Below are 12,132 nucleotides of genomic sequence, written 5' to 3' on the forward strand. Positions count from 1 at the left end.
CGGCTCAGGTGCGGATCACAAAGCCCTTGGCGAGGTGATTGCGCACGAAATAGATCATCGCTACCCCCGGAACGAGCGCGAGCACGGTCATCGCCATGACGAGGCCGACATCGGTCCGGAAGCCGAACAGCGCGTTGATGGCCATGGTGATCGGCTTGCCGCCTGTTGTCGTCAGGATGCGGGCCAGCACCACCTCCACCCAGGAGAAGATGAAGCAGAAGAACGCGGCCACGCCGATGCCCGGCGCAATGGCGGGAATGAGATGGCGGAAGAAGAAGCTCGGGAGCGAGTGGCCGTCAAGGAACGCCGTCTCGTCGAACTCGCGCGGCACTGCGGCGATAAAACCCTCCAGGATCCAGATCGAGATCGGAATGTTGAAGACGCAATGAACCAGCGCGATGCCGACGGGTGTATTCGCCAGCCCGATCTGCGCGAACAGCACGAAGATCGGCAGCGAGAGCACGACGGTCGGCGTGATGCGGAACACCAGCAGCAGGAAGAACAGCTGGCGATCGCCGGCGAACCCGTAGCGCGCGAATGCGTAGGCGGCCGGCAGGCCGACGCCGAGGCAGAGCGCGACATTCAGCGCGACATAGATGATGGAATTGAGAATCGATTCCTTCAGGACCGGTGACTGGAGGATGTTCTGGTAGTTGACGAGGCTGAAATGTCCGTCCGCGATCCCGGCGCGCGGCAACGTCGAGACGAAGCTTGTGATGATCGTCTGCGCCAGCGGCACCAGCACGAAGGCGGCTATCACGGCGAAGAGGGTGATCCGCCCGATCGATGACTTCACTTGGCCGGCTCCATGGCATCAGGCGCCCGCGTGCTTGTTGCCGCCTTGAACGTCCACGCGACCGTCAGGACGATCAGGAAGTAGACGATGGAGCGGGCTGCGGACGGTCCATAGTTGAAGGACTGGATTTCCTCGCCGAGGTCGAGGCTGAGGAATGCGGTGGCGCTGTCGGGGCCGCCGGCATTGATGCGGAAGGCCTCGATATAGATCATGAAACTGTCCATGAAGCGAAGCAGCACCGCCATCGACAGCACGGTCTTCATCTTCGGCAGTTGGATGTAGCGAAACACCTGCCATTGCGACGCGGAATCGATCGCTGCGGCCTGATAGTGGGCGGGCGGAATGCTGGAGATCCCGGCATAGGCCAGCACGACCACGAGCCCGAGCCAATGCCAGGTGTCCATCACGACAAGTACGATCCAGGTGTGCAGGGCATTGAACTTGTAGTCGAACCCGATACCCATCCAGGCCAGCATCCGCCCGGCGAGGCCGGCATTGGGATTGATGAAGTTGAGCCAGATCACCGGGATCATGTTCCAGGGCACCACCAGCGGCACGGTGATCAGGACGAGAACCGCGCTGACGATGAATTGGCGGGATCGCTGCAGCAACAGGGCGATCCAGATGCCGAGCGGCAGCTGGATCGACAGCACGATGGCCGAGAACAGAAGGCTTCGCCCCAGGCTGGCGTAGAACCGTTCAGAAGTCACGATGTTCCTGTACCAGTCGACACCCACCCAATAGGGGTTGTTCAGGCTGAATAAGTCCTGGAAGGAGTAATTGGTGACGGCGACCAGGGGGAGGATTCCGACGAAGGTCACAATGACCAGCGCGGGAAGCACCAGGAACCAGGCTCTGTTGTCGTAAGGCTTCATGTCGGGCGATTGCAACGGGGGCACGTCCGGGCACGAAAAAGGCCTCGATCGAGACCGAGGCCCTTTCAGCATTCCGGATCGAACCTGAACTAGCCCGCCACACGGGCCGCGGACAAGTCCGGAAGATGGCACCGCAGCTCCGCGCGTCGGTCATTGCTGGTTGCGACAGTGAAGTCGTCGCACGACGTAGCGGGCGCAATCGGCGCAAACTTCACCGCCGGACGTCTATGGTGACGCAGGTACAGGAACTGTTGCGCCAGATCAAAGCTTGAATCGGCGGGCCGGCGTCGTCGCCGATGGCTGGCCTGCGCGGCCCCGCCTTCCAGCCCCAAAAACCCCGGGTGAGGCCGCGCTTCATGACAGGAGACGCAATTGTCCGAGCCGAATGAGCAAGAGATCAGAGAGCGGGCGCACCAATTGTGGGAGCGCGCCGGCAAGCCCGAGGGCCGTGAGGACGAGTTTTGGCACGCGGCCGAGCAGGAGCTGCGCAACGAAGACAGATCGAACACCTTAAGGACGCCGGATACGCTGTGACCAAGCTATGCCCCTTCTGCCGCGGTCTGGGATGGGTCTGTGAAAACCATCCGCTGCGGGTCTGGAGTGAAGAGGCGGGCGGATGCCGTTGCGGCGCAGGCATGCCCTGCACGTGCAACACGGCGGAAGACCCCGAGATCAGGGCCGTGATCGTCGAAGCGGATACGATCTGGCATTGAGTGCATCAGCGCTTCGATGGAACGCACGCACGAGCAAAAAAGAGCCGCCGGGTTCCTCACCGCGACGGCTCCGCAAGTCCGCAGCTGTTGATCGCCTCCCCAGCCTGGTGCGTACCGCCGTTACCTTGTTTGCGGCCATGCTCAGCCGTTCTAGGCAATGGCGCTCGATTCGGCTGTGACCCAAACCACACACGCTGGAGTCATGTCGCGCGCGAGATGTTGCGGCCTGTTTCTGGCCGGATCCGGACATGCCGGCATGTGGGGCGGCACTTCCCTGCGTCGAGCCGGCTACGGCGCCGCCCGGCGATGCGGGCGTGGATTTCGCCGGCGCGCTCGATCCGCCGCCATTGTTGTCAGCCGGCGGGTTCGGGCTCGAACTCGGACCACGCGAAGGCTTTCTGCAACTTCGAACGCCAGCAGAACAGTGTGCTGTTGCACCTTGCTCCGTCATTGCGAGGAGCTCTCTTGCGACGAAGCAATCCAGCACCTCTTTTCGCTTCCTTAGCAATGGAGGTGTGGAGGCCTTTTTTGCCCTGAAGGGCCTGCAACTCGCGGGACGCCGCCATGCGTACGGTTCCAGACATCGGTAATGCGTTGCCCTGCGCGTGCGGCTCTCATTATATTGGCCCGATGCTGACGACCGGAGCCGCCTGTACGGCGCTCCGCGATGAGGGCCACGCGATGGACGATACGATTGGCTTCCCCGATTCCGGCCTCGATTTGTCGGATGGATTCAAGCCGCACACCTCGCATTGGGGCGTTTTTTCCGCGCGCAACAGCGCTGCCGGGCTGGAGGTGAGGGCGTATGGCGGCGATCCCGATCCGAACGGTATCATCGACAATTTTCCCGGCGCGCTGCGCCACCAGGCGCGCGTCGCCCAACCGGCGATCCGCCGTGGCTGGCTCGAGCGCGGGCCTGGTCCCGACGAGCGCCGCGGCCGCGATGAATTCGTTTCCGTCAGCTGGGAGAAGGCGCTTGACCTGCTCGGCGACGAGCTGGCGCGCGTCCGCGATACGCGCGGCCCGGGCGCCGTGTTCGGCGGCTCCTACGGCTGGGCCAGCGCCGGCCGCTTCCATCACGCCCAGAGCCAGGTGCACCGCTTTCTCAACATCGCGATGGGCGGCTATGTCCGCTCGGTGAATTCCTATTCCTCCGGTGCGTCCTCGGTGCTGCTGCCGCAGATCATGGCGGGCTACGAGGACATCACCAAGCGCAACGTCACGTGGCAGCAGATCGCCGACGAGACCGAGATCGTGCTCGCCTTCGGCGGCATGGCGCTGAAGAACTCGATGGTGGCCGGAGGCTCCATCAGCAAACATGTCGAGCGCGGCGCCATGGCGACGGCGCGGGCGCGCGGCTGCGAGTTCATCCTGATGAGTCCGCTGCGCGAGGATTTGCCGGTCGAGGCCGGCGCGGAATGGATGACCTGCATCCCAGGCACCGACACCGCGCTGATGCTCGGCATGGTCCACACGCTGGTTGCCGAAGGTCTGCACGACCAGGCCTTCCTCGACCGCTACACCGAGGGCTGGCCGGTGTTCTTGCGCTACCTCACCGGTGCGAGCGACGGGCAGGCCAAGGATGCCGCGTGGGCGGCCGCGATCTGCGGCGTCGACGCAAATGCGATCCGCATGCTGGCGCGGCGCCTTGCCGGCAAGCGCGCGCTGATCACCGTCTCGCATTCGCTGCAGCGTGCCGAACATGGCGAGCAGCCGGTCTGGATGGGCATGGTGCTGGCGGCAGCGCTGGGCCAAATCGGTCTTCCCGGCGGCGGATATGCCTATTCGCTCGGCGCGATCGGCTATTACGGCCGTCGCGTCAACGACGTGCCGGGGCCAACGCTGGGGCAGGGCCGCAACGGTATCCGCGATTTCATTCCGGTGGCGCGCATCGCCGATATGCTGCTCAACCCCGGCAGCACCTATCGTTACAACGGCGAGACGCGCACCTATCCGGACATTCGCCTGGTCTACTGGGCCGGCGGCAATCCGTTCCATCATCACCAGGACATCAACCGCCTGCGCAAGGCCTTCGCCAAGGTCGATACGCTGGTCGTGCACGAACTCGCCTGGACCGCCACCGCGCGTCACGCCGATATCGTGCTGCCCTCGACCATGACGCTCGAGCGCGAGGACATCGGCTATTCCAGCAACGATCCGCTGATGGTCGCGATGCATCGCATCGCCGAGCCGTTCGGGCTCGCGCGCGACGATTACGAGATCTTTGCCGATCTCGCCGATCGGCTAGGCGCCCGCGAGCCGTTCACGGAAGGGCGTAGCTCGCGGCAATGGCTGGAGCATCTTTACGAGCCGACGCGCGCCTCGCTCGCCAAGCGCGGTTTGGAGGCCCCGAGCTTCGAGGAATTCTGGCAGCGCGGGAGCCTGGTGGTGCCGCAACAGCCCGACGATGGCGGTCGCTTGCGCAGTTTTCGCGAAGACCCCGCCGCGCATCCCCTGCCGACGCCGAGCGGACGCATCGAGATTTACTCCGCGAAGATTGCCGGCCACGGCGATGCGGATTGTCCGGGCCATCCGGTCTGGCTCGAGAAAAGCGACATGCCGAAACCCGGCGCGCCATGCTTCCTGGTCGCCAACCAGCCGGTGACGCGCTTGCACAGCCAGCTCGATTTCGGCGGACATTCGCTCGGCGCCAAGCATCGTGGCCGCGAGGTCGCGCGCATGAATCCGCGCGATGCCGATACGCGCGGCATCGTGGACGGCGATGTCATCCGCCTGTTCAACGAACGCGGCGCGTGCCTGGCCGCGGTGCATGTCACCGAGGACATCGCGGCCGGTGTGGTGCAGCTGCCGACCGGCGCCTGGTATGATCCGATGGACCCGGAAGACGAGGCGCCGCTCTGCGTCCACGGCAATCCGAACGTGCTGACGCGCGACGTCGGCACCTCGTCCTTTGCGCAAGGCTGCACCGGCCAGCTCACCACGATCGAGGTGGAGAAGTTCACCGGCAATCTGCCGCCGATCCGCGCGTTCGATCCGGTGTAGCGGGTCGGACGCCTCAACGCGCGTTCGCCGTCGCAACTGCTGCCTCCACCGCATTCTCCAGGATCTCGTCGGACAGCGGCTTGTCGTTGACGGCGCGAGCCAATTGCAGCGCACCGACCATGGTCGCATAGATCGTGATGGCCTTGCGCCGCCGCTGTTCCGGCGAGCCCTGCCTGATCTGCTCCGCCATCAGCACGATGATGTCGGCGACCTTTCTGGTGAAGGCATCACGCGTTGCCTTCGGATGCCGTGCGATCTCGGCGGCCAGCGCCGCGGTCGGGCAGCCCGTGCCGGCGCGGTCGCGGTGCCGCGTCGAAAGATACTCGCGGATCGTGGTCTCGAGCGCTACGCCGTTCTCCAGATTGTCCCTGTGCCGCTCCTCGCGCCGGGTGAGCGCGTCGATCAGCACCTCCCGCACCAGCTCCTCCTTCGAGGCGAAGTGCGAGTAGAAGGCGCCATTGGTAAGGCCCGCCTCCGCCATGATGCCGGCGAGGCCGACCGCGGCAATGCCACTCTCGCGAAACTGCGTTGAGGCGACATCGAGGATGTGCCGGCGGGTCTCGTCCTTGTGTCCCTTGTCGTAGCGCATGGGCCTCGATCCCCTCCCATGGTCAGCCTCGACGGCGGCCACGGGATCGTGAGCGATTTGCTATTGCATTACGATCATAATAATACATTATGGGCATAATGCAATGGTCGTCAGATCGGCGGCGGCCCCGGAAGCCAAACGAGGAATATGGCAATGTCAGTCGAAGACGCCGCCCCGCCCTTGTCCGCGCTGGAGGCCCCGGCGCGCCAGCTGGCCGCGCCTCGCCCGGCGGCCGCGACCGCCGATCAGCGTCGCACCGCGCTTCTGACCGCGCCCATCCTTCCGACGTTGCTCAAGTTGGCGCTGCCGACGGTGACGGTCCTGGTGGCGCAGACCGCGGTCAATATCGCGGAGGCCTATTATGTCGGCTATCTCGGCACCGATGCGCTGGCCGGCGCCGCGATGGTGTTCCCGATCTTCATGCTGATGACGATGATGTCGAATGGCGGATTAGGCTCCGGCGTCGCCTCGTCCGTGGCGCGTGCGGTCGGCGCCGGCCGCCGCGACGATGCCGACGCCGCTTTGTTCCACGCCATCGTGCTCGCGATCATCGCGGGCGCGCTGTTCACGCTGGGGGCTAACCTCGGGGGCCCGGCGCTCTTTCGCCTGCTCGGCGGCCGCGACGGCGCGCTCGACGCCGCCATTGCCTATTCCGACAATCTCTTCGCCGGAGCCATTCCGGCGTGGATCGTCAATCTCCAGGCGGCGGCGTTGCGCGGCTCGGGCAACGTCAAGGTGCCTGCGCTGGTCACCCTGATCGGCGCGATCGTGACGATTCCCGTCTCGCCGCTGCTGATCTTCGGTTTCGGGCCCATTCCAAGCCTCGGCATTGCCGGCGCCGGCCTCGCCTTCGGCCTCTATTATGGCGCGGCGATGCTGTTCCTGCTGCGCTACATGTCCTCGGGTGCATCCGGCTTGCGGCTGCACATCGTGCCCTTGCGCGCAAAAATTTTCGGCGACATGCTCAAGGTCGGTATCCCGACCGCGTTCAACGCCGTATTGACCAATCTCACCGTCATCCTCGTCACCGGTGCGGTCGGCCTGTTCGGCACCTCGGCACTCGCCGGCTACGGCATCGCCTCGCGGCTCGACTACATCATGATCCCGCTGCTGTTCGGCATCAGCACGGCGACGCTGACCATGGTCGGCGTCAACATGGGCGCAGGCCAGACCGCGCGGGCCCAAAGGATCGGCTGGATCAGCGGCGCCGCCGGCATGATCATGACGGGGTCCATCGGCCTCCTGGTCGCGATTTTTCCAACGGCGTGGCTGCATCTCTTTAGCGGCGACGCCGACGTCGTCAACGAGGGCATGACGTACTTGCGCATCGTGGCACCGGCCTATGCGGCGCTGGGCTTTGGCTTCGTCACCTCGTTCGCCGCGCAGGGTGCGGGTCGGGCGATGGGCCCGCTCGCGTCCGGGGTCGCGCGCATCCTGATCGCGGCCGGCGGCGGCTGGATTGCGGTCGCGTATTTCGGCGCAGGAATGACAGGGCTTGCCGCCATGGTCACGGTGTCGCTCGCGGCTTCCGCCGTGATCTGCGTGCTGATCATGGTTTCGCCGTCGACATGGCGCGCCGAGCCGCGCGCCTAGCAGGGCTTGCGGACGGTCTGCACCTGCCGCAATCTGCGTTCGTTTCCTGTTTGGCGGCGAACGGAGAAGCGTTGCCCGTCCTGGCCGGTCAATATGGATTTTCATTTCATTGATTTCGCCCGGCGGAGAAGCGAATACGGTTCCGCTCAGTCTTTTGAGTCATGGAGACCAAGATGTCGTTTCGTTCCGCCCTGATCATCGCAACCGCGCTTGCCGCATGGTCGGCAGCAAGCTCCGCCGAGACCATCAAGATCGGCGTGACGCCCGGGCCGCATGCGCAGATCTTCGAGGCGGTGAAGCCGATCGCGGCCCAGCAGGGCCTCGACATCCAGCTCATCGAATTCTCCGACTATGTGGTGCCGAACGCCGCGCTCGATGCCGGCGACATCCAGGCCAATTCGTTCCAGAACCAGCCCTATCTCGACAACCAGAAGGCTGATCGCGGCTACCAGATCGAGTCGGTCGGCCTCACCGTGAACTTCCCGATCGGCGTCTATTCGAAGAAGCACAAGGCCTTCGCCGATATTCCCGACGGCGGCAAGATCTCGATCCCCAACGATCCGACCAATGGCGGCCGCGTGCTGCTGTTGCTGCGCGACAACGGCGTGATCAAGCTGAAGGACGGGGTGGGCTTCAAACCGACGGTGCTCGATATCATCGAGAATCCCAGGAAGCTGAAGTTCATCGAGGTCGACGCGGCCCAGGCCCCGCGCGCGCTCGACGACGTCGACGCGGCCGCGATCAACACCAATTATGCAACCCAGGCGGGCCTCGATCCGGTCAAGGACCCGATCCTGCGCGAGGACCCCAAGGGTCCCTATGTCAACCTGATCGCGGTGCGCAGCGCCGACAAGGACAAGCCTTGGGTCAAGATCCTGGTTGACAGCTACCATACGCCCGAGGTGAAGGAGTTCGTCCTCGCCAAGTTCAAGGGCGCGGTGCTGCCGAGCTGGTAGGCAGTTCTGCCCAGCGGGGGTCCGGCGCGGAGGCGCCGTCGCGGCGGGCAGCCCTGCGCATTGCCCGCTTGTCTTACGCCTCAGCAACCGACATCATCGAGGACCATCCTCGCCCGACAGGGGTCGTATGAAACGTTTTGCAAACTTGAAACGCCTGGGATTTTTCACGCGGCTTCTCGATGAAGCCCCCCCGGCGGAACGCTATCGCTTCGCTGCCGAGCAGATCGTCCGCGCCGAGAAGGCCGGCCTCGATTCCGCGTGGATCGCGCAGCACCATTTTCACGAGCGGGAGGGCGGACTGCCGTCGCCTTTCACTTTCCTCGGCTATGTCGCAGCCCAAACCTCGCGCATCCGCCTGGGCACCGGCATCGTCACCTTGCCGCTGGAGAGCGCGGTGCGGGTGGCGGAGGACGCCGCGGTGCTGGATCTGCTCTGCAACGGGCGGTTCGAGCTCGGCGTCGGAACCGGCGGCAATCCGTCGGCCTTTGCCGCGTTCGGCCTCGACGGCACCCAGCGCAACGAGATATTTGCGCGCAATCTGGAGGTCGTCCGCAGGGCGCTGACCGGCAAGCAGCTCGACGGCGGCGACACGCTCTATCCGCAGCGGCCGCAACTGGACAAGCGCATCTGGCAGGCGACATTCTCGGTGGCGGGCGGCGCGCGCGCCGGCAAGGCCGGCGACGGCCTGCTGCTGTCGCGCACCCAGCCGCGGGCCAAGGACGCGCCGACGGCCACGCTCGCCGAGATCCAGAACCCGATCATCGATGCCTATCTCGCCGCGCTGCCAAGGGGCGCCGAGCCGCGCATCATGGCCTCGCGCAGCGTGTTCGTCGCCGATGAGCATCGCGAGGCGATGCGGCTTGCGGATATCGGCCTGCGGCGCGCTTTGCCGCAGTTCATGAAGAGCGGTCACCTTGCTCCCGGCGAGACGCTGGAGGAGATGATCACAGCGTTCGACACCCATGTCGGCGGCGCCGACGAGGTCATTGCCTCGCTGCGCACGGATGCGACGCTGGAGCGGGTGACTGATCTGGTGTTCCAGGTCCATTCGGTCGATGCGCCGCATCCCTACGTCCTGCGCTCGATCGAGCTGGTCGCAGAAAAGGTCGCGCCGGCATTGGGCTGGGCCCGCACCGCGCCCGACGTGGCGCTGGCTGGCTAGCCGGATTGAGGGAATTGCACGAGGCTGAATGATGGTGACGACTGATATCATCGACAAACTGGCCGGCATCCAACCGGGATCGGCGCTGGACGCCATCCGCGCCAAGCGCCTGCAAGCGCGCGAGAACGCGCAGAAGAGCTATCTCTCGCTGTTCGAGCCGATCGATGCCGGCGACTTTTCGCTGCTCGAACGCGCGGCGGTCGCAGCTTTCGTGGCCGGGCTGCATGGCGAATCTCCCGTTGCGACCTTCTATCGCGACAAGCTTGCGACGAGCACGGGGGGAGCGGCCCTGCTCGATGCCGTTGACGCCGAGATCGCGCGGGGCAAGACGTCGGGTCCCTATGGCTCGTATCCGGCCGGCCCGCTGTCGGTCGAGAACACGGCTGGTCTGATTTATCGCGTGAGCGCGGCGGGCAAGTCCGTTCTCGGCAACAGGCTCACCGCGGCGCTCGAGCACGCGCACCTGCTGGTGTTTCGGCCGCGCGACGCGGCCTCTACTGACATGAAGGCGCTGTTGGCCGCCGGCTGGTCGAACACCGGCATCGTCACCTTCTCGCAACTCGTCGCGTTCCTGTCGTTCCAGGTGCGGGTCGTCAGCGGCCTGCGCACGCTCGCGGCCGCGAACGCGAACGCATAAGGGGAGGCTGCATCATGAGCGCCACCGTCAATCCGCCCGTCGTCTTCACCCAGGATGAGCTCGGTTGGGTCTCCTGGATCGAGCCGCTGCCCGAGGCAGATCTCACCGAGCGGCATTATGCTGGCCTGGTCGATCGCGCCCGCGCCAAGTCGGAATATTTCCGCCTGCTGGTGCGGGACCCCGAGGTTCTGGAAGCCCGTACCAAGACCGACAAGGACATTTTCTACAACGTCGCGGACGGCCTGCCGCGCGCCGAGCGCGAGCTCGCAGCGGCTGCGACCTCGCGCTACAACGGCTGCATCTATTGCGCCTCGGTGCATGCGCGCTTCGCCAGCACCTATTCCAAGCGCCGCGATGACGTTCAGAAGCTGCTCGACGAAGGCGTCAATGCCGATCTCGGCGGGCGCTGGAACGCCGTGGTCAAGGCTTCGGTGGCGCTGGCGTCGACGCCGATCGCCTTCGGCCCCGACAATATCGCGGAGCTGCGCAGCGTCGGCCTCGACGACACCGAGATCGTCGACGTCATCAACGGCGCCTCGTTCTTCAACTGGGCCAACCGGCTGATGCTGTCGCTCGGCGAGCCTTCGAAGTAATCTGTTTCAACACCTGAGTGGATGGAGCCGTGCATGAGCAACATCAATCGTCGAACCCTGGTCAAGGGCTCGCTCGCCGCCGCAGTCGCAGGAACAGCGCTCTCGCGCGCTGCCTTCGCCGACAGCACCGATCCCATCCTGCTCGGCGTCAGCGGTCCTCTCACGGGGCCGAACGCGCAATATGGCACGCAATGGAAGCAGGGCTTCGATCTCGCGCTCGACGAGATCCAGGCCGCCGGCGGCATCAACGGCCGCAAGCTCGCCTATCAGTTCGAGGACAGCCAAAGCGATCCGCGCCAGTCGGTGGCGATCGCCCAGAAATTCGTGTCCGATCCCAAGATCGTCATGGAGCTCGGCGACTTCTCCAGCCCCGCTTCCATGGCGGCTTCGCCGATCTATCAGCGCGGCGGTCTCGTGCAGTTCGGCTTCACCAATTCGCATCCTGACTTCACCAAGGGCGGCGATTTCATGTGGAGCACGTCGGTCAGCCAGGCCGACGAGCAGCCGCTGTTGGCGCGCTATGCGGTGAAGAAGCTGGGGCTGAAGAGGACTTGCGGTGCTGCATCTCAACACCGATTGGGGCCGCACCAGCCGCGACTATTTCAACAACGCCGCCAAGGAATATGGCGCGGAGATCGTCATCACCGAGGGCTATATCGCCGAGGAGCGCGACTTCCGCTCCACGCTGGTGCGCGTGCGCGATGCCAACCCGGATGGTCTGATCCTGATCTCCTATTATTCCGATGGTGCCCTGATCGCGCGCCAGGCCCGGCAGGTCGGGCTGAAGCAGGTGATCTGCGCCGCAAGTTCGGTCTACTCGCCGAAATTTTTGGAGCTGGGCGGCGAAGCTGTCGAGGACGTCCATGTCGGCACGCGCTACTTCCCGGAGGACCCCCGGCCCGAGGTGCAGAAATTCATCGCCGGCTTCAAGAAGAAGTACAACGGGCTCGAGCCGGATGCCTTCAACGCCTACGCGTATGACGCCATGAACATGGCAGCCGCCGTGGTGAGGATCGGCGGCACCGACCGCAAGGCGATCCGCGATGCCTTCGCCAAGGTCAAGGACGTCCCGAGCGTGATCTTCGGCAGCGCGACGTTCAACGTCGCGACCCGTCGCATCAACGGCGCGATGAATGCCGAGCTCGTCGTGCGCAAGGGTCAGTTCGCCCTTTGGGACGGCAAGCCGACCTGACATGATGGCCGGGGCGCCGGCCT

The 12,132-nt window shown here is 65.0% G+C and carries 11 protein-coding genes and 1 pseudogene; 9 read left to right on the plus strand and 3 right to left on the minus strand.

Annotated elements, in window-relative coordinates:
• Positions 1 to 4: 4 nt before the first annotated feature.
• Positions 5 to 796 (minus strand): carbohydrate ABC transporter permease, encoded by a 792-nt coding sequence (locus ACVWZ4_RS19285; protein ID WP_456740954.1) that lies wholly within the window; start codon positions 794 to 796, stop codon positions 5 to 7.
• Positions 793 to 1,671, minus strand: coding sequence for a carbohydrate ABC transporter permease (locus tag ACVWZ4_RS19290; RefSeq protein ID WP_456738225.1), 879 nt, complete (start codon positions 1,669 to 1,671; stop codon positions 793 to 795). The genes ACVWZ4_RS19285 and ACVWZ4_RS19290 overlap by 4 nt, the downstream gene beginning before the upstream one ends.
• Positions 1,672 to 2,043: 372 nt before the next feature.
• On the opposite strand from ACVWZ4_RS19290, the gene ACVWZ4_RS19295 reads away from it, so the two are divergent.
• Positions 2,044 to 2,205: a DUF2934 domain-containing protein gene (locus tag ACVWZ4_RS19295; protein ID WP_092239586.1), complete on the plus strand. Its 162-nt coding sequence runs from the start codon at positions 2,044 to 2,046 to the stop codon at positions 2,203 to 2,205.
• Between the two features lie 860 nt (positions 2,206 to 3,065).
• The gene (locus ACVWZ4_RS19300; protein ID WP_456740955.1) at positions 3,066 to 5,387 is read left to right on the plus strand and encodes a molybdopterin guanine dinucleotide-containing S/N-oxide reductase; all 2,322 of its coding nucleotides are present in this window, start codon (positions 3,066 to 3,068) and stop codon (positions 5,385 to 5,387) included.
• A 13-nt stretch (positions 5,388 to 5,400) separates the two neighbouring features.
• Here ACVWZ4_RS19300 and ACVWZ4_RS19305 read toward each other — a convergent pair whose 3' ends face one another.
• A complete protein-coding gene (locus ACVWZ4_RS19305) occupies positions 5,401 to 5,976 on the minus strand; it encodes a TetR/AcrR family transcriptional regulator (protein WP_456740956.1) in 576 nt (191 codons plus the stop codon).
• A 153-nt stretch (positions 5,977 to 6,129) separates the two neighbouring features.
• On the opposite strand from ACVWZ4_RS19305, the gene ACVWZ4_RS19310 reads away from it, so the two are divergent.
• The 7 genes and pseudogenes from ACVWZ4_RS19310 (at position 6,130) to ACVWZ4_RS19340 (ending at position 12,109) form a co-directional block, all read left to right on the plus strand.
• Entirely contained in the window at positions 6,130 to 7,569 is a 1,440-nt protein-coding gene (locus tag ACVWZ4_RS19310) for an MATE family efflux transporter (RefSeq protein ID WP_456740957.1), read from the plus strand.
• A gap of 161 nt (positions 7,570 to 7,730) precedes the next feature.
• On the plus strand, positions 7,731 to 8,525 hold the full coding sequence (locus ACVWZ4_RS19315) for a MetQ/NlpA family ABC transporter substrate-binding protein (protein ID WP_456740958.1): 795 nt from the start codon (positions 7,731 to 7,733) through the stop codon (positions 8,523 to 8,525).
• Between the two features lie 127 nt (positions 8,526 to 8,652).
• Entirely contained in the window at positions 8,653 to 9,687 is a 1,035-nt protein-coding gene (locus ACVWZ4_RS19320) for a putative FMN-dependent luciferase-like monooxygenase (protein ID WP_456740959.1), read from the plus strand.
• A 28-nt stretch (positions 9,688 to 9,715) separates the two neighbouring features.
• Positions 9,716 to 10,324, plus strand: coding sequence for a CMD domain protein (locus ACVWZ4_RS19325; RefSeq protein ID WP_456740960.1), 609 nt, complete (start codon positions 9,716 to 9,718; stop codon positions 10,322 to 10,324).
• Between the two features lie 14 nt (positions 10,325 to 10,338).
• Positions 10,339 to 10,917, plus strand: coding sequence for an alkylhydroperoxidase domain protein (locus ACVWZ4_RS19330; RefSeq protein WP_456740961.1), 579 nt, complete (start codon positions 10,339 to 10,341; stop codon positions 10,915 to 10,917).
• A 33-nt stretch (positions 10,918 to 10,950) separates the two neighbouring features.
• A pseudogene (locus ACVWZ4_RS19335) lies at positions 10,951 to 11,406 on the plus strand (ABC transporter substrate-binding protein); the annotation flags it as partial.
• A gap of 67 nt (positions 11,407 to 11,473) precedes the next feature.
• Entirely contained in the window at positions 11,474 to 12,109 is a 636-nt protein-coding gene (locus tag ACVWZ4_RS19340) for an ABC transporter substrate-binding protein (RefSeq protein WP_456790307.1), read from the plus strand.
• Positions 12,110 to 12,132 lie beyond the last annotated feature (23 nt).

It is taken from the genome of Bradyrhizobium sp. USDA 4472, assembly GCF_054058595.1.

Bases quoted from the DNA above. Each gene is read 5' to 3' on its own strand.
- ACVWZ4_RS19330 (WP_456740961.1), top strand. From the start codon at position 10,339: ATGAGCGCCACCGTCAATCCGCCCGTCGTCTTCACCCAGGATGAGCTC.
- ACVWZ4_RS19320 (WP_456740959.1), top strand. From the start codon at position 8,653: ATGAAACGTTTTGCAAACTTGAAACGCCTGGGATTTTTCACGCGGCTT.
- ACVWZ4_RS19305 (WP_456740956.1), bottom strand. From the start codon at position 5,976: ATGCGCTACGACAAGGGACACAAGGACGAGACCCGCCGGCACATCCTC.
- ACVWZ4_RS19290 (WP_456738225.1), bottom strand. From the start codon at position 1,671: ATGAAGCCTTACGACAACAGAGCCTGGTTCCTGGTGCTTCCCGCGCTG.
- ACVWZ4_RS19315 (WP_456740958.1), top strand. From the start codon at position 7,731: ATGGAGACCAAGATGTCGTTTCGTTCCGCCCTGATCATCGCAACCGCG.
- ACVWZ4_RS19300 (WP_456740955.1), top strand. From the start codon at position 3,066: ATGGACGATACGATTGGCTTCCCCGATTCCGGCCTCGATTTGTCGGAT.
- ACVWZ4_RS19310 (WP_456740957.1), top strand. From the start codon at position 6,130: ATGTCAGTCGAAGACGCCGCCCCGCCCTTGTCCGCGCTGGAGGCCCCG.
- ACVWZ4_RS19325 (WP_456740960.1), top strand. From the start codon at position 9,716: ATGATGGTGACGACTGATATCATCGACAAACTGGCCGGCATCCAACCG.